This is a genomic window from Hyphomicrobium sp. 802, from assembly GCF_000526135.1.
Taxonomy (GTDB): Bacteria; Pseudomonadota; Alphaproteobacteria; order Rhizobiales; family Hyphomicrobiaceae; genus Hyphomicrobium_B.
Genome location: NZ_JAFM01000001.1, coordinates 2796455 through 2812487 on the forward strand (window position 1 = coordinate 2796455; position 16033 = coordinate 2812487).

Sequence of the window (16033 nt, forward strand, 5' to 3'; positions counted from 1 at the left end):
GGGGAGCATTGCGGGTGTAGCCTTGCCGGATCATTCGGGCGCGAAAAAACCCGGCTCGGAGCGGTCCGGCCGGGTTAACTCATACGTCTGGCGACGATAGATTTGATTCGAGCAGATTCGCGCGAAAGTGGGAAGTGGGGTATCTCTGTTTTTTCTAACTTTTTCCGCCTTCGCTTTCTAAATCGTCATTCGCCGCGTTTTCCGGGGTCAATTCGAGCGACGGATAGCCGTTCCGATCGCGCACCAATTTCAATTTTATTGGGTCCACCGGACATTCGACTTTCTGCACCATATCGACATTCAATTCGCCGTCGATCAGCCGGAATGTGGCGCTTTCAATGTCACCGGACCGCACGCGATCGACGATGGCGTAAATCTGAAATTTGAGGGAATCGTCGGGGTCCATCCGCCCCATTCGCTCAAGAGCGCGCGCGATGACTTGCGTCGCTTCGCGGTGAGCGTCGCGCGGCGTTTTAAGTTGTGGTGCTTCTGTCATGACCTGCCATCGCCTCCGATTGCGTCGACCAGCACGAGCGTCCGGGCAGCTTCTGCCCAGGCGCCCACGGCGTCAAGACTGCGCTTGAGCGTCACGAATTTGAGGCGGACGCCGTGCTGGCCCGCCGCCCGTTTCATCTGCTGCAACGTCTCGCGCGGATTTCCATTGGCAAGTGCCGCCGAGTGTCGCTCGAACGGCTGGCCGTCCCGGTGCGCGAAGAAATTTTCGCAAACGACGTAGATGTCAGCGCTCATTCATCGACCCTTGTCCCGTCAGCTTTCGCTTTTATCAATTCGGCAATCCAAGGGTAAGGCGCTGCGTTCGTGCGCTGTCTGGCGTCGACGATCGCATTCAAATCCTCGAGCGTCGCGCGGAGCTTTGCCCATTTGAGCACGATCTGCCGGGCGCGCTTTGCAGTTACATTGAGTTCAGGAGCTACCCCGGAAATCGAACCTCCCTCCAGCAAATGCCGCCGCACGGACGCGTATCGACGACAGGTCGGGCAATTCCCGCAAGGTTCACCAAACGCCGACACCATTGCCTTGCACGGGCGAGAAGGCGAACTCATGTCCGGTTTTTCTCGTCGCTTTGAGCTATCGACATTGGGTCTTGCTGAAGCGCGACCATTGCGACCCACGATGCGAATTCACGAAACGAGGCACTGTCGACGTGCAGACCGTCATTGCCGACCTTTATTCCTACCGACCCATCGCCAAGGGCCATCATTGTAAGCCACACGTCGCGGCCGTCGCTGAGTTGAAGTTGCGCAGGCCGCGTTTTCGAACCGGGCCTCGCATTAATGAGGGTCATGTCGATTTTTCTCCGCCGTTAGCAGGTTCAGAGACAGCGACAAGCCACGAATGACGGTCAAACAGCCTTGCCGCCTCCGCTCTCAATTTCTCGGTTACCTCGAATGCCTCGCTAATGCGCTCGCTGCGGCCTTCAGGCGGAAGTTCGGGACTGTCGGCTTCCGTAAATAGCTCTCCTATCCTCTGACAAAGATCGTTGAATGACGCCTCGATTTCAGGCGACGACCATTTGCGCTTCGTCTCAGGAATTTTCATCGTTAGTCTCCTACATCCGACGTACCAAGCCCAGCGCCCGGCGCTTCGATCAATGAACCGTGCTCGGACTTACTGGCGCTGGCGCGCCCCCAGCGACGCCGACCTTTCCTCGACCTAGGCAGAAGCAACACCGATCGCCCTTTTTCATCGTGACCGTCTCGTCGGTTGTTTCGTTCGTTTGCGGGTCGATCCTGCGGACTTGGGCAGACATATCGGCGCCCAGGATGCCGGTGCCATCGCACCTCTCGCATTCGACCGCGGGGATCTCGTGCGTGGTTCCATCGCCCATCTTGATCGTCATCGTGGTTGTCTTGCGGGTCATGTCAATTTTTCCGCCCCCTCGTTTTGAGGCTCGTCAGTGACCACGACGACGCCGAGGTTTATCGGTCTGGTTCGCGGCACTCTAACCAACACTACATCGATCTCGGGCTCCCGATCGCCCCAGACCGGCCGCGCTTCGAACCTTTTGAGCAACCACTCGTGCTGAATTTCGAATAAATCGAAGTGTCTGACAAAATCGGCTGGCGCAAAAGCAGGCGTCGTGTTGGCCGCCTTTTTCAGGCCCTCAACGAGAGACAAATCATCTTTCGAAAGCGTAATGCGAAGTTCGTCAGGGCTGTGCATGCTGTTCCTTTCAACTCTCCTACGTCAGGTTTTTACGTACCAAGCCCAGCGCCGGAAGGTTTGCTCATTTCGACTTCATAATGTCGTTGTAGAGGCTGTCTCCGTCCGATTTGTCGTCAGACTTTGACGCCTCTGGTGTGTCGTCCTCCGGCTTTAAGTTGCAGCCCTTAATCAAAGCGCTCACCGCCCGTGTCGAGCCGTCAACGTCGAACGTGTGGGTTTCCGCCGCCTTTCCATTGATCACCCCCGCTACTGCGACGCGACGCGACGCACCCGCAACAGAAGCCGCCACGTTTGCAATGCTCTCGTTCTTTGCTTCGAAGCGGAGATTATCGCCATCCGGCGTCTGGTCCGCTTCGGCTTCGAATTCAACTTTCGGCTGGTCATCGACGATGACGGCGATTTTCGGCCCAAGCGTATTTAAGCCCAGGATCATGACAGGATCGGGCTTGTCCGGCATGATGAGCATCAACGTCACGTCCTGCTGGCTCGTGCATCGGAACGCCACCGTGAAGCCGCTGAAGTCTGCGCCCAGCGCTATATGTTGATCGCCGTTGAACGGGTCCTCGCTTTTCTGGTGTATCCAATCTGCCGACGCAGGTGCCGTCATGGCTGCCAACGCGACTGCGATGCCTGCGATTGCTTTCTTCACGTCCCCAGTCTCCCCACTGTTTTCAATTTCATCCGAAATTTTGCCCGCCTTTTTTTGCGGGGTAGTACCTTGTCTAGGTAAGACGGCGAACAGCGTTGGCGCCCCGCGCCGTAAGAATGGCCATTGAGCCGCTTTGCGTCCACCAACCCTCAAGAACGCCGAATTGCCATCCATCTTCGAATTGCTCGGGTGTTCGGCCCTCATGCCTCACGAAATCGAAGTTGATGGCCCCGAACGGTTGAATCTCGTTTGTGCCCACGTTCCGCGCCACAAAAATGCGCAGGATGATCTCGGCGGCTTGCTCCGGCGTCATCTCGCTTTTTCCTCTTCACTCCCCAAACGATTGCGTGTTGCGCTGATTTTTCGGATCAGCACAAGAGCACGCACCAAAGCCGTCAGCGCGGGCGCTTCGGCTGTCAGTTTGATTTGGTAAGTAGTGCCCGCCATCAGCGCCTGACCTCGTTTAGCTTTTCAAGCTCGCGCTGCAGCATCGGTTCAACGACATGCCGCGGAAGCAGTGATTGCTCGCCCCGAGCGATGGCCTCCGCGTCAAAGATCAGATCCCATAGCCCATGCGCCGGCCCGACCGGTGCTGCGACTGCACGCAATTGCTTTGCCGCGACCAGAATTTCTTCGTCGGTCATTGCTTCGCTCTCCGAAAAACCCCACGTTCGCCTGCGATTTCTCGGCCGACGTCGCGCAATTCTGGGCGCTTCTGAAACATCCGCACCGCAAAGGCAACCGCGGCGGGAACCGCCACGCGCGCCCAATATTGGCCCGTTCGTGGCGCAGCGCCGAGCAGTTCGGCAAATCCTTTTTGCGTAAATCCGAGCGATTTAATCGCGGCTCGGTATTCTGCGGGTTGCAAATGAAATATTTCCGCGTTCCAATCTGAATGCGCAATCTTTAGCGGCAATCCCCGACGTTTCAACTCATTTAAGCGCAATCCTTGCGCATTATCACCTATGGCATTTGGAGGGACGAAACATGGCCCGACGTAAAGGTGAATTGAGCCGCTTCAGAATAGATCAAGGGTGGCCGCACCAGATCGCGCTGCCCGAGCACGCAACGACAGGGAAAAACCTCGATCGCGTTCATGCGTTCTGCAAGAACCTCACGCTGTGCCCCCTGCAGCAAGCGTTCGTGCGCGACGGCAAGTATTGGTACGCGTGGTGCTTCGCCGAGGTCGAGCACGCGGAAGCGTTTCAGAAGAAGTTCGGCGGCGAAGCTATGACGCCGAAGACGCGCCCGCGCTGGCCGGGCTGAACGCGGCCTAAGTCAAGCATTCTGTTCAGTTTGCGATTTTTTGAATTTCTGACGATTGAGCCCCGAACCATCGCCGATTTCCTCGCCCATTTTGTAAAATAACACTTTACATTTGTATAGCGACGCTTTACATATCATGCATCGGGTTGAGGACGGCAAATGATCAAGAATTTTACATCTCGGGCGCTGAAACGGTTCTGGTTCGACGCCGATGCCCGTGGCCTTAAGGTCGAGCACGTCGAGAGAATCGCTCTGATCCTCGCCGATCTCGACGCCGCGAAGCAGCCAGAAGACATGAATAATCCCGGCTACAAATTTCACGGCCTGCAAGGCAAGCCGAAGCGCTACGCGGTCACGGTCAACAAAAACTGGCGGATTACATTCGCTTGGTCGAAAGACGGTGCAGACGCAGTCGATGTCGATTATATCGACTACCATTGAGAGGAACGAAGGCCATGAGCAAAGCAACAGCGAAGACGGGGCCGCATCCGGATTTTCCCTTGCCGCATCCCGGCGTTTCGATCGCCGTCGCGCTCGACGCTATGGACGACTCCAAGACCGCAATCGCCGAGCGCTTGGGCATCAGCCGCCGGGCGCTTTACGATCTGCTCGACGGAAAGACGGCTATCACGGCACAGATGGCGTTGCGGCTCGAGCGTGTGATCGGCGGTTCCGCCGAGTTCTGGCTCACCCGTCAGGTGCAATATGATCTGTGGAAGGCCCGGAAAGAACTCGAAGCCGCCTGATGCACCGGCGCTGCGCCCAGCGCGCCGGTTCTCGCCCGCGTTCCTGATAGGCGGCCAGACCCACGACCGGCCGCCTATAGACGGCCCTATATCGCGCGCATGACGCGCAGCGCCTGCTTCAGCACGACATATCCGGTTTCCGGATTGCCGAAAACGCGGTCGTTTGCCATGACGGCGAGCCCTGTCACCATGCATAGCAGGGGCAGCGGCTCGTCTTCACCTTCCCCGATCATCAAGAGATCGGGATTCTCCGATCGGACCTTCTGAATGAATTTTCGGTCTTCGGCCGTCGCAGCGGTGCGGCGAGTTTCGATTGCTCGCTCGAGCTGGTCTAGGGCGCGAGCCGCGACGCGCGACAACCTGCGCCAACGATAGATCAAAGCTATAACATGAGGGTCGTCGTTAAATGCCGTAGCAGACGATGCGGCCTCAATTCTCCTGGCTGCTCGGCCGATTTCTTTACGCAAGTCGTACTTATCTAACACGTGGCAATTCCCCACCTTAATTACGCCGGTGGACATCCCGGCGAGGCGGAGCCATATCGAGCATAATCGAAATCGTACAACTTTCTTTGAAGTTTCGGTAAGTTGTCTTTATGCGCCCTACTTGCGGCAGTTGTATCCGCGCCGAAGCGCCGCCGAGCCCTCTTCCACTTTTCCCGCGGCAGAGTTGAGGCGGTCCCGCCGTCGCAGATCACGACGTCCGCGAGTAAATTTTCAATCGTTTGTTCATCCGGATTTAAAGCGACCGTTGGATTATGCACGCTCAAAGCACAACGCGAGTTTGCGCCATGTCAGGAACCAAGTCGTTTTCGCAACGTGTCTCCGAATGGCTGAATGAAGATGTCTTCGTTCAAAGCCAAAACGGCAGAACGCCCTCCCGTGCGAAGGAATCCGCACCATCGCGCCCTTTCGTGACCCGCCCTGTTTTTGCGGAGGCGTTGAAGGTGATCACGGGCGATTTTTACAAGTCGGAAGGCTGCTTAAAAAAGGGCGACATTTACCTGCCCGTGACGTGGTCGAAGTTCGTCAAGTATCACCTCGGAGAGATCGCCAACATAGAAATTGTCGGCACTGACCAAGGGCAGGCCAACTCGGTAGGTGCCGCAATGCTCGGCGGTCTACTGCTCGGCGGTGCCGGGCTCATTGCGGGTGCGGTCGCCGGGAAAAAATCGCAAGTCCATTTCGCCGTTGCCTTCCGTGATGGAAAACGCGCGCTATTGAGCTGCCAAGCGGACGTCTATGCGCGAATTAAATTCGAACACGACGGCTTAACGCCCCCTCCAATTCCGGAGAGCGCAGGCAACAACGAGATCACTGCGCGCCATCGCGTGCGCCGAGGCTGAAACTTCCGCCTGTTTCAAAACAGACGCGGCTGCTCGTGCGCGACGAGAATGCCATTCAACGGCAGGCCGCGCCTCTTTCGCGCGACGATGATCGAGTCCACCATGCGCAGGTTTCCAACCTGGCGCGCGACGTGCTCGGCCGGACCGAACATATCGGTGACGACGGCGCCCAGCGCGACCGCCTTCGTCTTCTTTGTGAGCGAGATATCGAAATGTACCCAGGACGCTTTCGGCGGCTCCTGTAGCCATTTGCGAGCCACGCCGATGCGGTCCGCCATCGCCAGAAGCTCGTCTAGCGTATCCGCCCACATATGACACATGACCATGCGGCCGAACGGGTTGCGCACGTCGTCGACATAGACCGTCATCGGCTTTGCTCCAAAGGTCGCACTTCGACGCTCGCGATCTCAATGGGGCAATCGCAAGCCGGATCTTCGCATCTTGTGAAACGGTCGCCGACGAACCCACCCATCGCCCCCTCGAACGCTGCCGATGCGTCTTCGCTCAATTCGACCGCGAGTTCTCGGCCGCACCACGGGCAGGAAACCGCCCACCCCGTGGCGTATGGTGTCGCCCTCTCGAAGTCGGCAGCGGCCGTCATGGCTTCGGCCCCGGCAGCAGCGGCGGCATCTTGCCGTCTTTGTACATCGACTTGATCTGCGGCCGTGCCCACTGGCCGACCGTCTGCCCGTCGGCCATGACCGTGTGCGCTAAGAACTCGTCTTCGAGCAGCGCAATGCCGGAAGCGACGGCTTCGAGCTTCGCCTTGATGACGAGCAGCAGCGCCCGCCAGCGGCGACGTTCCTCCTTTGCATCCTTTGCTGTCGTGCCGGTTGGCATCCCGAGCACGATCTTGACCTGCAAGCCCTGAATGCGGAATCCGACCATTGCCTGCCCGCGCATCGTTCCGGACAGGAATTGATCCGCGCCGTGCTTTTGCAGCAATTCCTCGATCTCTCGCCGCGACTGCATCGCGGGAACTTTGGTGTCTTCGGCGTATCTGCGAACGCTCATACCGGCTTCACCCCCGCGTTGTGCGCTTCGATCGCTTCGCGGAGCGACTGCCCGCGCGGTCCGGCGTAGTCGCACCCCTCGTTTGCACACCCAACGCCTCGAAACGGAACGTGCGGGGTCGGGCTGCGGACAACAAAGATGTATTGATCCTTGTTGCTTCCGCATTTCGGGCACGGTGCGATTTCCGGCAGCGGCAGCAGATCGGCTTTGACACAGCGGTACTCGACCGGCCGCCCCGCGGCCTCGGCATCCTTGATGCCCTGCTTCATGCCGGGAGATATTCCTCGATCGACGTAGACAATCGTTGCGTCCGCGTTCCGGCCCCACGCAAACCCGGCCGCAATACCGAGCGCACGCTCCGCCGGTTTCTCGTCGCGAAGGATACCCGGCTGCGTATAGAGCAAATGCGAAGCAAACGGTGCTTCGCCGCGCTCGATGCTGTCGCGCATCGCAAGCCGGGCATAGGTGACGTTGGCTTCAATATCGCCCGCATAGGGCGTTTCTACGATGACAAGGCGCATCAGGATTGCACCTCGTCGGCGGCGGCGGCTTCCTCTTTACTCTCGGCCAAGTCGGCAACGGTGTTTTGCTCGTCGCACCATGCGAGGCAATCAGGCTCGTCGTCCCAAAGCGTATACGACGTCAAATCGAGCCGTTCGAGATTTGTCCCGTCGGCTCGATCACTCGTCCCCACGAGCACAACCGCGTCGTCGGCGTCGCCATCGACGATCCGCACGATACTGCGCGGCTCTAAATCACCGCCATCGGCAGGCGAAAACGCGAGCCATTTCCCGATGAGTACGGCATTCAAATGATCTAGTGCGTCCATCTTTTTTCCCTCCGTTGGTTGCTAGAAAAGTGACAGTTGCGCGGGCGCGGACGGCTCGCGAGATTTCGGATCGAACGGGTCGATCCAATGTTCGGCAGGCCGCTGCGGCGGCCCCTTGCGCAGCAGGCTTTCGGCGGCGTCCATCGAGATCAGCGGCCAACGTCCGCGGATCGCGAGGGCGGATTTCAGATACGACCGTTGCAGCAGATGCTTGTGCCGATGCGTTATCGTCTCCCATTCTCGATCGAGGCGCTCGGCGATCTCGTCGAACAGTGCGTCGGAGATCAGCGCGTCGCCGCCCAGCCGCTGATCGTAGACCCACGCCGCCATGATCCACCACGGCACCAGCATGTTCGGGCTCGATGCGATGCGCTCGCGGCAATAGGATTCGATCTCGGCCGTCATCGCGTCGCCTCGCGATGTTTCATCGGTAGGCACAATGGCGTGCCGTCGGCGCCGAGCCTGGGCGTCGCTCCGCGGTTGTTGAAAATAAGATACTGGCAACCCGAAGCCATGTCGGTGAACACGGCCACACCCGATGAAAAGGGATAATACTGCTGAGCGGTTTCGCCCGACGCCTTCGAGAAGTTCGCAGCCGCGACGCCCGCCGCGATAATAATCGCGGCGCCGAGCCAAACCATGAGGCTGAACCTGCTGCTGCTGCGGCTCCATTCGCGATCGACGTCGGCAGGCCCGTATCCGAGCGCGCGTTCGCGCCGCCGCATTTGGTCGAGCGCTTCGCTGTCATTGACCTTGCTCATTTGCGACCGAACGCCCGTGCCATCGCAACTTCGAGGGGATCGTAACGACCGCCGCGCGACTTTGCGGCGATAACGTCGGCGTCTCTGATCACCTGATCAAGAAACGCGAGCAGCCCGGCGTCATCCCAGAAAAATACCTTCAGGTCGCGAGCCAGCGCGCATAGCTCCAACTCCAAGAACTTGAAATCAAGTTTTGGGCCGAGGTCGCTGAAGCCATCCGGAAGCTCATCGAGCCCACCATCACGCTGTTCGATCATATCGATAAGCTCTTGGACCGGCTTTACCAATTGATCGCGGTCCCACGTCGTTCGAAACCAAAGGCTGAACTGGCGTCGCGCCGGGAAGGCGTAGGTCTTGTGGGTTCGTTTCGCGGGGTCTTCCTTGGGCCGCTTGCCGCCTGCCTTTATTATTTTCCCCGGCCACACGCCTCTGTTGTGACCGATACGGCGAATAATTTCTTCGCCGCGCCACATCTGCATTGACACTGGACCCTCCGTGGCGATGAACGATAGCGCCGCCGGCGCCAAGAATTTCATAGCCTCGTCGCGCTTCTTATCGCGGGCGCTCACGTCATCGTCATTTGCGGCCGTTAGCAGCGGTGCCTCAATGCTCATCGTTCCCCTCGTGCGCGACGATTGCCCTCTTGCAACTGCGCGAGCGCGTCTGCGCGTTTCGCTCGGCCGATGTCGGAAAATTCATTGGCGATCACCCAAACGGCCTCGATCGCCTCTTGATAAATTTGCGCCACGCGGCGGGGCGTGATCTTGCGCCCTTCGATGATCAGCAAATTGCTTGCGATCTTCCGGAACGACAGCGCCCGGTCGCGCGATGCGTACAGCAGCACCCATTGCGACGTCGTATAGCTGCCGACACGGCGACCCAGCGCCCAGCCGTTCGACGATGCAGCCTGCCCCACCATCAGCTCGCGCGCGCCCAGCGCCGCGAACCACGTCATGGCGACGGGGTAATCTTCGACGTCGGCCTTCACCTTCTCAAACTGAGCGTAGATATCCGGCAGCGCGTTCGCCTCCATTTCGGCGAGTTCGCGGATCTGCGCGTCGTTGAGACCGTAGAGCGGGTTCCGGTGCATCCCGAGGCCGTCGGCGCGAGCCTCAAGAGGCTCCTGAGCGAGCGCGCGCATGATCCGCCCCTCGGCGTCGTCGCGCTTGATATGGCCCGGCTGCGCGTATCGGACGGCCGCTCCGTTGAGCCACCAAAGCTGCCGCTTCTGGCCGCGCTTGCGCTTTCCCTCGCCGTCCCCCTCCGCTTCCTCGTCTTCGGCATCCTCGACGGACTTGTATCGCTGGCGCGTGCTCCACATCCTCGGCGGCGCGTCTTCGGGCAAAGTCAGAGCAACCGGCGGCAGCTTGAACAGGCGGAAGTCATCCGGATCGCGCGGCGCCCAAAAGTCCGGCCGGTCGCCTTTGATCGTGTGCCAGCCAATCCATCCTTCATCAGGATGACGGCGACGCCGTTTCGGGCAGGGCAGATAGACCGGATAGCCGTTCTCGTATGTTGCCCATGTGGGCGCGCCCGTCTGAGGGTGTCGCAATATCGCGGCCTCGAATGGCCCCCGGCCGTCCCATAGAACGCGAACGGGAAACCGGAGAGGCAACCGGATTCCGTCGAAACGATAGAACTGCCGAAGCTTCAAAGGGAGCGTCACGCGGCGAGCCTCCGCGCCGAGCATTCGCCATCGCCGGTCGATGCCGGTTCACGCCACGCCTCGGGGTCGATCATGTGCGATCCACGTCCGAAGTCGCGTGTCCAATACGACCGCACGACGCCCGGCATGCCCTGAAACAGCCAGCCCGTGACGATGCGGCCGTCCTTCAGCCGCATGTCCACCGGGTTCGTGTGGTCGAGTTCGGCCATGGGCCGGAAACGGGTCGGCATCAGTGAACTCCCGAGCGCTCGATGATGCGGTCCATTTCGTCGCGCGGGACTCCGCCAGCCGGGAACGGCGGCGGGCGCAGTCGCGCCTTGCCCTGCTCCGGCACCGGTGGCGGTGTCGGTTCCGTCTGCGCGCTTTCCTGCACGGCCTGCTGCGCGGCGACGATTTGCGCCGGCGACGGTACGTGGCCGATACGCGCCGCGATGGTCATCAGGCCGGTGATTAGCTCTGTGCCCTGCAACGCCTGGATGGCTGTGATCTCTTGGATCTTCGCCATCATTTCCGGATGCCGGGCGACCAGCCGCTTATGCAGATGGTCGAGTTGGTTCATCGTAAAGTCGGCTTCCTCGACCATGCTTCGACGCATCGCTTCAATCTGTTCGTGCAGCTTCATTGAAAGTCCCCATTTTCGATTGCTTCGCGTGTGCCGCGGCAAAGTTCGGCGCCGGTCATCGGATCGCGTTCGATCCAAATGTCGCCATCCCAATCGAGCGCCAGCCGCGTCGGCGTCTCGATCGGCGAGTGTTCCGGGTGCACGAGAGCGAAGACAGCCAGGCCCTCACCCACGATCAGCGTGTCGTCGACGTGCGCGTGCTTCGCCGTCATGGCTTCGCCTTGACGCCCGCCGCGCGTGGGCGGCGAGCGATTTCGTTTTTGAGCGCCGAGATTTCGTCGAGAAACATCCGACGCAGTTGAGCGACGCCGCCTGATCCTGAGCGCGTCAAGGCGACTTGCCGCTCAAGTTTGTCGATGACGGCCTTAAGGTGCGCTTCCTCGGCGGCGGACATTGGCAGCGGTGCGGGTGATTGCATCGAACCGCCTCAATGCTTCGTCTTGTCGGAGCGTGATCGGCCACGCGGCTTGCCGTCACTTTTCTTTTTCTTTTCGGATTTGGTTTCAGGCTCGGCCTCGGCGCGCTCCTGCACGATCTTGCTGATGGCTTCGATATCCGTCGATAGCCCAACCGCTTTGCGGGCTGCTTCGACCTCGGCTTCATAGACCAGCTTGTCGAGGAACTTTTCCGGATCGTCGCGAAGCTCCTTCACGATCTGCTTAATCAGCTTGACGTTCAGGCCATCCGATTTGTCTTCGGTGTCGTAATCCTTCAGCGTCTTCGCCAGCCCATCCGCCTGCTCGAACAGATCGACGCGCCGCTGTACGCGATCCTTAAAAACCGGCCCGGAATTGTCGCCGATGCCCGGCGCGCTTTCGTAATCGTCGCTCATTAGTGCCCCCGTGGTTTCAGCCGATGCCGCGCATCATCGCGTTGCGAACCTTGCCCGCCGCCATTGTCTGACCGCCGGCAGTGCGAACTTTCTTTTCGATTTCGTAGGCGAGGTCGCCGACGCTCGGAAGACCGCGGAAGATGCGCAGGTGCTCGCCTTCCTCGTACCGGCCGTTCCAGTTTTGCTTTGCCAGCGCTTCCTTCTCGATCGCGATGCGCAGGTTCGTCGCCTCGCGCAGATACCGCTTGCGCAGGCCGCGCAGCGAGAACGTCACCGCCATCGCGCGCTTAAGCGGCTTTCCGTCTTTGTCTTTTGCGCTGTAGTTCACCCGATACCTCGGGACGCGCTTCTTCTGCCGTGTGTGAAGCTGTGCCATAGACCCCTCTTTTCAGCTTGCGGATTTTTTCGCGGATATCGGCGTGCACTTCGTCCGGCGCGCGGCCGTAGTGCATCTGGCGGTCGCCCGTGTTGCGCCAATCCCAGATGAACCACGCGTGATCTTCGCTCGGGCCGTTGACTTTGCCGTTGGCGTCGAGTTTCGGCTCGAACCACCAGATGCGGTCCAGCAGCGTGATTTTCATTCCCCACGCCGGATGCTCGTCGAAAATGTCGGCGCGCGTCTTCGCGCTATCGAACTTCACGCCGAGCAACATCGCGACGAGGCCGCGGCGTTCCTTCGTGAGCGCTAGCGCGCGGCGCACGAACTTTTCGGCGAGGCCGTCTTTGTACGGTGGATTCGTCATGATCGCGTCGAACTCGAATGGCAGGAACGGCTGAACGGGGTCGAGGAAATCGCCGACGAGGACGCGGTCGCCAGGGAAAAATAGATCATCCGGCGGCTGCGCGTGAATGTCAGAAGCGATGACCTTGAGTCCATGCGCTTCAAGCTCAGCGACCATCAAGCCAGTGCCGGCGGCGCATTCCCAAACCGTCATTCCACGCCGGAAGCGCGGGCCTAATATTTTCTCGAGTGCAACGCCCGTCACCCACCGCGGGGTATTGTAGGCATCGCGCTCAACGCGCTCGTATCCGGACTCACGCTGCGCCATTGGCGACGGCCTCCGCAGCGATGCGCTCGGCAATGTCGAGCAGGATGAGGTAGCCAAGGAAATCCGTGGGCGTGTTCTCGCCCATGAATTCCAGGCCGCGGACGAGGCGGCTGATCTTGTCGTCGATGCGAACGCGGAGTTGCTCAACGGCGTCGGTCTTGGCGAACAGCCGCACCGGATCGAGCGCGCTGTTGCCGTAAGATCGGTTCTTCTCGATCAGCAATGCCCGGAGCTTTTCGAGCGTCTTATCGAGCTGGGCCTCGAACGTGAGCCCGCCGATCATCTGAGATCGCGCCGCGGTTTCGATGCTCGTCATACCGCCGCCTTTCGTGCCTTCATCGCTGCATCGAGATCGGCGCGCGCCTTGGCGGCGACGCGCCGGAGCGCGTTCTGCGCGCCCGCCGCCGTCACCGACCTCTCGGCGCTCTTGCAGGCGTCGATCAGCATGCGCGTTTCGAGCAGGTCGACGGTCTGCAGCTCGACGGGCTCGTCGATCGGCGCGGGCAGGAACTTCGCGAACCGGGCCCGCATCTGCGCCTCGTAGCCGGTGGCGACTAGCAGCCGCGCGATGCTTTCGAAAGCTTCGAGCGCTTCGTTGAGCGGTTCCTCGCGCTCGATTTCGTTTGTGGGTTTCACGGTCATGCCGCGGCCTTTCGCGTTTCGATCCAAATGTCCGACACACCGGGAAACACCGCATTCATTGCGGCCCGGAACTGAGAACTCAGGTTCGTCTCGACGTGGCGCTTGGCCCAATCGGCATGCGTTGAGACGCGCGCGACGATCTTCCCGGCGGGGTTCGGTTCGGTGATGCGATCGAGGGCGAACGTCGAAAAAACCTGCCGCGTGGTGTCGGCGCCGATCATCTTTTCTAGTTCAGCCAGCACCGCCGGCCAGTTGCGCATAAGCTCGGCATCGCCCTCGCATTTGCGCGGCAGCGGTCGGTGAGCGATGGCGGTCTTGACGGCGGTTTCGATATCGGACGGCTTCACCGTCGATTTGCGTCGTTCGAGCAGTTGATCGAGGATCTTGCGACCTTCGTCCACGCCGAGCCCCTTGGCGGCAATCCAACGTGCGAGCGACTGGACGGCTCCGACGAGGCTCGGGGCATCGAGGTGGCGCATGCGGATCAACGGCGCCAGGAAATCGACGAGCACCGATTGAAAGGCCTCGTCGTCGGGGCGCTCGGCGGAAACCGCGACGATCACTTCCTCAATTTCGTTCGAAGGCATCGCCCGCCCCCTTCGCCCCCTTGGGGGCTTTGGGGGAGAGGGATCTCCCGATCTCTGATCTTTCTTTTGTGTCTTTATAGGTGACACAGGTGTCACCTGGGACCTGACACACGTGTCATCTATGGATGACACTGCGGCATTCTGTGACGTGTCATCTATGGATGACACCCCCCCTTCGTCGCCTTTCGGTTCGGGTGACGATTTCACCGGCGCAGGCTTCTCGGGCTTGTCGATCAGCAGGCGATAGAGGCAAAGCGCGGTGTTCGTTTCCGCCTGCGATTTCTTCTCGACGTAGCCCCACGCGACGAGCTGCTTAATCGCGCCGTTGAGCGCCGGGCGCGCGTAGTTCCAGCGCTCCGCCGTCGCCTTCTGGCTAAGCTCGGTCCAGCCGTTGTTGTTGTTGACGCGTCCGAGGTAGACGAGCAGCCGCAGATGCACGAGCGTCAGCCGCAGATCGTCCGCGGCGCGCGCTGGCATGAAAGAATAGCGGGCGTCGTCCCAATCGGTGATCCGCTGGACCCGCTGTCGTTCTTCCCCCGTCACAAGACAAACCTCTCCCGTGCGGAGAAACACGGTCTCCGCGCGTATTTCGAAATTTCTGGAACTCACCCCGAAACTAAATCCGCCCGCCGAGCCCCCTCGGCGAGCGGTACGCAACATTCCTTATGCGGCCACGTCAAAGGCAGGCGCATCCACGCCCAAGCCCTTGTTCTGCGGCTCTATTTCGTTTGCTCGCGTCCGCTGTGGATGTGGCCGGACGCCACCGTCTAACCGCGCCTTGGGCATGCGCATCCGATGACGGGCCTCGGCATCCTTCAGCGCCCGTTTGTGCTTCGCGGCGGCCAATTCTTCGGCGGTCGGGATGCGATATATGGTGGCTCGCCCTTGCGAGCGCGCCGCGGCGCGCAGATGCCGGAACGTATCGTTTTTGTCGATGTAGGCGCGCCGCTTCTCGACTCCGAGTTCAACGGTGAGCAATGACAGGAACGTGCCTCGGCTAAGTTCCTCGTAGCGTTCTTCCCAAGCGAAGTCCTTGAAGACGTCGTAAGCACCGGAGGACGTATGCCATCCGGAATAACCTTGCGAGATCATCCAAGCGATAAACCGCTCCATGATTTTCTCGTCGGCAATGCCGCTCTTGCGCAGATGCACCGGCCGCAGCGCAAAGCGTGCGGGAATTTCGTTCGTCCAATCGTCCAGGTCCGCGGCTGGCGCGTCAGCTTTCTGGGCCTCTTCCGGCATCCGAGGCGGCGTCAGCACGGGCTCGATGTGCGGCACCGGGGCAGCGGTCGCCTTCAGCTTGGCCGGGAACCGGCGCAGCAGGATCTGCCCAAAACCGGCGAGCGTGACGCCGGCAAAGCTGACTTGCGTGAATAGCTCAAACATCAATCCCCCTTTTCCTCCCCAGCGCCGCCGCGTGGTGTGAATACGCGGCGGCGCGATCGAGAAGGAAACGACCGTGGCAAGGACGCAAAGCAACTAACGCAACAACACCCGACGGCTTGATCGCCGGGACTTAGACCGCCAGAGCGGTGGGCTCGTCCGCAACGGCGGCCGAAGCGGTTGCAACCGGCGCGACGCCGACGCTCGCCGTCAGAGTCGGTAGGTCGTAAAAACTGTTTGGTGGAACCTCGCCGTTCGTGACGACGTAGATTTTCACCATCGTATCGGAACGAGGAATGGCCTTGCCGGCGACGTACCGGGCCACTGCGCCATGATCGCGGTCGATGAGTTCACCGAACCGCTCGTAAGTGACGCCATTCTTCTTCAGCCATTGGCGCAGGCGCATTATCCACCCCGAATCCACAGGTTGCGCAGAATTGTGTTTCTTACGCACA

Annotated in this window: 34 protein-coding genes; 4 read left to right on the top strand and 30 right to left on the bottom strand. The window is 60.2% G+C overall.

What is annotated here, in order from left to right; genetic code table 11:
• Window positions 1–154: 154 nt before the first annotated feature.
• The 9 genes from HYP802_RS0114095 to HYP802_RS0114140 form a co-directional block, all read right to left on the bottom strand.
• Window positions 155–496, bottom strand: a complete 342-nt coding sequence (locus HYP802_RS0114095; protein WP_024275977.1) for a hypothetical protein — start codon at window positions 494–496, stop codon at window positions 155–157.
• Complete coding sequence (locus HYP802_RS0114100; protein ID WP_024275978.1) at window positions 493–750, bottom strand: hypothetical protein; 258 nt, start codon at window positions 748–750, stop codon at window positions 493–495. Before HYP802_RS0114100 ends, HYP802_RS0114095 begins: the two co-directional genes overlap by 4 nt.
• Before the next feature lie 310 nt (window positions 751–1060).
• Window positions 1061–1306: a hypothetical protein gene (locus HYP802_RS0114110; protein ID WP_024275980.1), complete on the bottom strand. Its 246-nt coding sequence runs from the start codon at window positions 1304–1306 to the stop codon at window positions 1061–1063.
• The gene (locus HYP802_RS0114115; RefSeq protein WP_024275981.1) at window positions 1303–1560 is read right to left on the bottom strand and encodes a hypothetical protein; all 258 of its coding nucleotides are present in this window, start codon (window positions 1558–1560) and stop codon (window positions 1303–1305) included. The genes HYP802_RS0114110 and HYP802_RS0114115 overlap by 4 nt, the downstream gene beginning before the upstream one ends.
• 49 nt (window positions 1561–1609) lie before the next feature.
• The gene (locus HYP802_RS0114120) at window positions 1610–1882 is read right to left on the bottom strand and encodes a hypothetical protein (RefSeq protein ID WP_024275982.1); all 273 of its coding nucleotides are present in this window, start codon (window positions 1880–1882) and stop codon (window positions 1610–1612) included.
• Window positions 1883–2248: 366 nt separating this feature from the next.
• Entirely contained in the window at window positions 2249–2836 is a 588-nt protein-coding gene (locus HYP802_RS0114130; protein WP_024275984.1) for a hypothetical protein, read from the bottom strand.
• A gap of 73 nt (window positions 2837–2909) precedes the next feature.
• Window positions 2910–3149: a hypothetical protein gene (locus HYP802_RS0114135; protein WP_024275985.1), complete on the bottom strand. Its 240-nt coding sequence runs from the start codon at window positions 3147–3149 to the stop codon at window positions 2910–2912.
• Window positions 3146–3283: a hypothetical protein gene (locus HYP802_RS23660; protein WP_155831229.1), complete on the bottom strand. Its 138-nt coding sequence runs from the start codon at window positions 3281–3283 to the stop codon at window positions 3146–3148. The genes HYP802_RS0114135 and HYP802_RS23660 overlap by 4 nt, the downstream gene beginning before the upstream one ends.
• Window positions 3283–3480, bottom strand: a complete 198-nt coding sequence (locus HYP802_RS0114140) for a hypothetical protein (RefSeq protein WP_024275986.1) — start codon at window positions 3478–3480, stop codon at window positions 3283–3285. The genes HYP802_RS23660 and HYP802_RS0114140 overlap by 1 nt, the downstream gene beginning before the upstream one ends.
• Before the next feature lie 343 nt (window positions 3481–3823).
• On the opposite strand from HYP802_RS0114140, the gene HYP802_RS0114150 reads away from it, so the two are divergent.
• From HYP802_RS0114150 to HYP802_RS0114160, 3 genes are all read left to right on the top strand, one after another.
• Window positions 3824–4102, top strand: coding sequence for a hypothetical protein (locus HYP802_RS0114150; protein WP_024275988.1), 279 nt, complete (start codon window positions 3824–3826; stop codon window positions 4100–4102).
• Between the two features lie 159 nt (window positions 4103–4261).
• Complete coding sequence (locus tag HYP802_RS0114155; RefSeq protein ID WP_024275989.1) at window positions 4262–4543, top strand: type II toxin-antitoxin system RelE/ParE family toxin; 282 nt, start codon at window positions 4262–4264, stop codon at window positions 4541–4543.
• 14 nt (window positions 4544–4557) lie between these two features.
• A complete protein-coding gene (locus HYP802_RS0114160) occupies window positions 4558–4848 on the top strand; it encodes a HigA family addiction module antitoxin (RefSeq protein WP_024275990.1) in 291 nt (96 codons plus the stop codon).
• 86 nt (window positions 4849–4934) lie between these two features.
• On the opposite strand, the gene HYP802_RS23665 is transcribed toward HYP802_RS0114160, so the two are convergent.
• A complete protein-coding gene (locus HYP802_RS23665) occupies window positions 4935–5081 on the bottom strand; it encodes a hypothetical protein (protein ID WP_155831230.1) in 147 nt (48 codons plus the stop codon).
• Between the two features lie 557 nt (window positions 5082–5638).
• Here HYP802_RS23665 and HYP802_RS0114170 point away from each other — a divergent pair.
• Complete coding sequence (locus tag HYP802_RS0114170; protein ID WP_024275992.1) at window positions 5639–6193, top strand: hypothetical protein; 555 nt, start codon at window positions 5639–5641, stop codon at window positions 6191–6193.
• Between the two features lie 14 nt (window positions 6194–6207).
• Here HYP802_RS0114170 and HYP802_RS0114175 read toward each other — a convergent pair whose 3' ends face one another.
• The 20 genes from HYP802_RS0114175 to HYP802_RS0114270 form a co-directional block, all read right to left on the bottom strand.
• Entirely contained in the window at window positions 6208–6561 is a 354-nt protein-coding gene (locus tag HYP802_RS0114175) for a DUF4031 domain-containing protein (protein WP_024275993.1), read from the bottom strand.
• Window positions 6562–6790: 229 nt separating this feature from the next.
• The gene (locus HYP802_RS0114180; RefSeq protein WP_024275994.1) at window positions 6791–7207 is read right to left on the bottom strand and encodes a hypothetical protein; all 417 of its coding nucleotides are present in this window, start codon (window positions 7205–7207) and stop codon (window positions 6791–6793) included.
• A complete protein-coding gene (locus tag HYP802_RS23855; protein ID WP_197022729.1) occupies window positions 7204–7728 on the bottom strand; it encodes a hypothetical protein in 525 nt (174 codons plus the stop codon). Before HYP802_RS23855 ends, HYP802_RS0114180 begins: the two co-directional genes overlap by 4 nt.
• Window positions 7728–8036 (bottom strand): hypothetical protein, encoded by a 309-nt coding sequence (locus HYP802_RS0114190; RefSeq protein WP_024275996.1) that lies wholly within the window; start codon window positions 8034–8036, stop codon window positions 7728–7730. Before HYP802_RS0114190 ends, HYP802_RS23855 begins: the two co-directional genes overlap by 1 nt.
• 21 nt (window positions 8037–8057) lie before the next feature.
• A complete protein-coding gene (locus tag HYP802_RS22960; RefSeq protein ID WP_024275997.1) occupies window positions 8058–8441 on the bottom strand; it encodes a hypothetical protein in 384 nt (127 codons plus the stop codon).
• Window positions 8438–8797 carry a hypothetical protein gene (locus tag HYP802_RS0114200; RefSeq protein WP_024275998.1) on the bottom strand — a complete coding sequence of 120 codons (360 nt, stop codon included), beginning with the start codon at window positions 8795–8797 and terminating at the stop codon, window positions 8438–8440. The genes HYP802_RS22960 and HYP802_RS0114200 overlap by 4 nt, the downstream gene beginning before the upstream one ends.
• Window positions 8794–9411, bottom strand: a complete 618-nt coding sequence (locus tag HYP802_RS0114205; RefSeq protein WP_024275999.1) for a hypothetical protein — start codon at window positions 9409–9411, stop codon at window positions 8794–8796. The genes HYP802_RS0114200 and HYP802_RS0114205 overlap by 4 nt, the downstream gene beginning before the upstream one ends.
• Window positions 9408–10463: a hypothetical protein gene (locus tag HYP802_RS0114210; protein ID WP_155831231.1), complete on the bottom strand. Its 1056-nt coding sequence runs from the start codon at window positions 10461–10463 to the stop codon at window positions 9408–9410. The genes HYP802_RS0114205 and HYP802_RS0114210 overlap by 4 nt, the downstream gene beginning before the upstream one ends.
• The gene (locus HYP802_RS0114215; RefSeq protein ID WP_024276001.1) at window positions 10460–10693 is read right to left on the bottom strand and encodes a hypothetical protein; all 234 of its coding nucleotides are present in this window, start codon (window positions 10691–10693) and stop codon (window positions 10460–10462) included. The genes HYP802_RS0114210 and HYP802_RS0114215 overlap by 4 nt, the downstream gene beginning before the upstream one ends.
• Window positions 10693–11085: a hypothetical protein gene (locus HYP802_RS0114220; RefSeq protein ID WP_024276002.1), complete on the bottom strand. Its 393-nt coding sequence runs from the start codon at window positions 11083–11085 to the stop codon at window positions 10693–10695. The genes HYP802_RS0114215 and HYP802_RS0114220 overlap by 1 nt, the downstream gene beginning before the upstream one ends.
• A complete protein-coding gene (locus tag HYP802_RS0114225; protein ID WP_024276003.1) occupies window positions 11082–11297 on the bottom strand; it encodes a hypothetical protein in 216 nt (71 codons plus the stop codon). Before HYP802_RS0114225 ends, HYP802_RS0114220 begins: the two co-directional genes overlap by 4 nt.
• A complete protein-coding gene (locus HYP802_RS0114230) occupies window positions 11294–11503 on the bottom strand; it encodes a hypothetical protein (protein ID WP_155831232.1) in 210 nt (69 codons plus the stop codon). The genes HYP802_RS0114225 and HYP802_RS0114230 overlap by 4 nt, the downstream gene beginning before the upstream one ends.
• Before the next feature lie 9 nt (window positions 11504–11512).
• Complete coding sequence (locus HYP802_RS0114235) at window positions 11513–11917, bottom strand: GapR family DNA-binding domain-containing protein (RefSeq protein ID WP_024276005.1); 405 nt, start codon at window positions 11915–11917, stop codon at window positions 11513–11515.
• Between the two features lie 16 nt (window positions 11918–11933).
• Window positions 11934–12245: a hypothetical protein gene (locus HYP802_RS0114240; protein ID WP_024276006.1), complete on the bottom strand. Its 312-nt coding sequence runs from the start codon at window positions 12243–12245 to the stop codon at window positions 11934–11936.
• Window positions 12205–12966 (bottom strand): SAM-dependent methyltransferase, encoded by a 762-nt coding sequence (locus HYP802_RS22965; protein ID WP_024276007.1) that lies wholly within the window; start codon window positions 12964–12966, stop codon window positions 12205–12207. Before HYP802_RS22965 ends, HYP802_RS0114240 begins: the two co-directional genes overlap by 41 nt.
• Complete coding sequence (locus tag HYP802_RS0114250; protein WP_024276008.1) at window positions 12953–13282, bottom strand: hypothetical protein; 330 nt, start codon at window positions 13280–13282, stop codon at window positions 12953–12955. Before HYP802_RS0114250 ends, HYP802_RS22965 begins: the two co-directional genes overlap by 14 nt.
• Window positions 13279–13608 carry a hypothetical protein gene (locus HYP802_RS0114255; protein WP_024276009.1) on the bottom strand — a complete coding sequence of 110 codons (330 nt, stop codon included), beginning with the start codon at window positions 13606–13608 and terminating at the stop codon, window positions 13279–13281. Before HYP802_RS0114255 ends, HYP802_RS0114250 begins: the two co-directional genes overlap by 4 nt.
• Complete coding sequence (locus HYP802_RS0114260) at window positions 13605–14738, bottom strand: helix-turn-helix domain-containing protein (RefSeq protein ID WP_155831234.1); 1134 nt, start codon at window positions 14736–14738, stop codon at window positions 13605–13607. Before HYP802_RS0114260 ends, HYP802_RS0114255 begins: the two co-directional genes overlap by 4 nt.
• A 120-nt stretch (window positions 14739–14858) precedes the next feature.
• Complete coding sequence (locus HYP802_RS0114265; RefSeq protein WP_155831235.1) at window positions 14859–15581, bottom strand: hypothetical protein; 723 nt, start codon at window positions 15579–15581, stop codon at window positions 14859–14861.
• A 130-nt stretch (window positions 15582–15711) separates the two neighbouring features.
• Window positions 15712–15984 (bottom strand): helix-turn-helix transcriptional regulator, encoded by a 273-nt coding sequence (locus HYP802_RS0114270; RefSeq protein WP_024276012.1) that lies wholly within the window; start codon window positions 15982–15984, stop codon window positions 15712–15714.
• Between the last annotated feature and the right edge of the window lie 49 nt (window positions 15985–16033).

Bases quoted from the DNA above. Each gene is read 5' to 3' on its own strand.
- HYP802_RS0114200 (WP_024275998.1), bottom strand. From the start codon at position 8,797: ATGAGCAAGGTCAATGACAGCGAAGCGCTCGACCAAATGCGGCGGCGC.
- HYP802_RS22960 (WP_024275997.1), bottom strand. From the start codon at position 8,441: ATGACGGCCGAGATCGAATCCTATTGCCGCGAGCGCATCGCATCGAGC.
- HYP802_RS0114220 (WP_024276002.1), bottom strand. From the start codon at position 11,085: ATGAAGCTGCACGAACAGATTGAAGCGATGCGTCGAAGCATGGTCGAG.
- HYP802_RS0114100 (WP_024275978.1), bottom strand. From the start codon at position 750: ATGAGCGCTGACATCTACGTCGTTTGCGAAAATTTCTTCGCGCACCGG.
- HYP802_RS0114265 (WP_155831235.1), bottom strand. From the start codon at position 15,581: ATGTTTGAGCTATTCACGCAAGTCAGCTTTGCCGGCGTCACGCTCGCC.
- HYP802_RS23665 (WP_155831230.1), bottom strand. From the start codon at position 5,081: ATGATCGGGGAAGGTGAAGACGAGCCGCTGCCCCTGCTATGCATGGTG.
- HYP802_RS0114215 (WP_024276001.1), bottom strand. From the start codon at position 10,693: ATGCCGACCCGTTTCCGGCCCATGGCCGAACTCGACCACACGAACCCG.
- HYP802_RS23660 (WP_155831229.1), bottom strand. From the start codon at position 3,283: ATGGCGGGCACTACTTACCAAATCAAACTGACAGCCGAAGCGCCCGCG.
- HYP802_RS0114115 (WP_024275981.1), bottom strand. From the start codon at position 1,560: ATGAAAATTCCTGAGACGAAGCGCAAATGGTCGTCGCCTGAAATCGAG.
- HYP802_RS0114160 (WP_024275990.1), top strand. From the start codon at position 4,558: ATGAGCAAAGCAACAGCGAAGACGGGGCCGCATCCGGATTTTCCCTTG.
- HYP802_RS0114270 (WP_024276012.1), bottom strand. From the start codon at position 15,984: ATGCGCCTGCGCCAATGGCTGAAGAAGAATGGCGTCACTTACGAGCGG.
- HYP802_RS0114190 (WP_024275996.1), bottom strand. From the start codon at position 8,036: ATGGACGCACTAGATCATTTGAATGCCGTACTCATCGGGAAATGGCTC.
- HYP802_RS22965 (WP_024276007.1), bottom strand. From the start codon at position 12,966: ATGGCGCAGCGTGAGTCCGGATACGAGCGCGTTGAGCGCGATGCCTAC.
- HYP802_RS0114170 (WP_024275992.1), top strand. From the start codon at position 5,639: ATGTCAGGAACCAAGTCGTTTTCGCAACGTGTCTCCGAATGGCTGAAT.
- HYP802_RS0114110 (WP_024275980.1), bottom strand. From the start codon at position 1,306: ATGACCCTCATTAATGCGAGGCCCGGTTCGAAAACGCGGCCTGCGCAA.
- HYP802_RS0114180 (WP_024275994.1), bottom strand. From the start codon at position 7,207: ATGAGCGTTCGCAGATACGCCGAAGACACCAAAGTTCCCGCGATGCAG.
- HYP802_RS0114095 (WP_024275977.1), bottom strand. From the start codon at position 496: ATGACAGAAGCACCACAACTTAAAACGCCGCGCGACGCTCACCGCGAA.
- HYP802_RS0114140 (WP_024275986.1), bottom strand. From the start codon at position 3,480: ATGACCGACGAAGAAATTCTGGTCGCGGCAAAGCAATTGCGTGCAGTC.
- HYP802_RS0114255 (WP_024276009.1), bottom strand. From the start codon at position 13,608: ATGACCGTGAAACCCACAAACGAAATCGAGCGCGAGGAACCGCTCAAC.
- HYP802_RS0114150 (WP_024275988.1), top strand. From the start codon at position 3,824: ATGGCCCGACGTAAAGGTGAATTGAGCCGCTTCAGAATAGATCAAGGG.
- HYP802_RS23855 (WP_197022729.1), bottom strand. From the start codon at position 7,728: ATGCGCCTTGTCATCGTAGAAACGCCCTATGCGGGCGATATTGAAGCC.
- HYP802_RS0114155 (WP_024275989.1), top strand. From the start codon at position 4,262: ATGATCAAGAATTTTACATCTCGGGCGCTGAAACGGTTCTGGTTCGAC.
- HYP802_RS0114205 (WP_024275999.1), bottom strand. From the start codon at position 9,411: ATGAGCATTGAGGCACCGCTGCTAACGGCCGCAAATGACGATGACGTG.
- HYP802_RS0114235 (WP_024276005.1), bottom strand. From the start codon at position 11,917: ATGAGCGACGATTACGAAAGCGCGCCGGGCATCGGCGACAATTCCGGG.
- HYP802_RS0114135 (WP_024275985.1), bottom strand. From the start codon at position 3,149: ATGACGCCGGAGCAAGCCGCCGAGATCATCCTGCGCATTTTTGTGGCG.
- HYP802_RS0114230 (WP_155831232.1), bottom strand. From the start codon at position 11,503: ATGCAATCACCCGCACCGCTGCCAATGTCCGCCGCCGAGGAAGCGCAC.
- HYP802_RS0114120 (WP_024275982.1), bottom strand. From the start codon at position 1,882: ATGACCCGCAAGACAACCACGATGACGATCAAGATGGGCGATGGAACC.
- HYP802_RS0114175 (WP_024275993.1), bottom strand. From the start codon at position 6,561: ATGACGGTCTATGTCGACGACGTGCGCAACCCGTTCGGCCGCATGGTC.
- HYP802_RS0114250 (WP_024276008.1), bottom strand. From the start codon at position 13,282: ATGACGAGCATCGAAACCGCGGCGCGATCTCAGATGATCGGCGGGCTC.
- HYP802_RS0114225 (WP_024276003.1), bottom strand. From the start codon at position 11,297: ATGACGGCGAAGCACGCGCACGTCGACGACACGCTGATCGTGGGTGAG.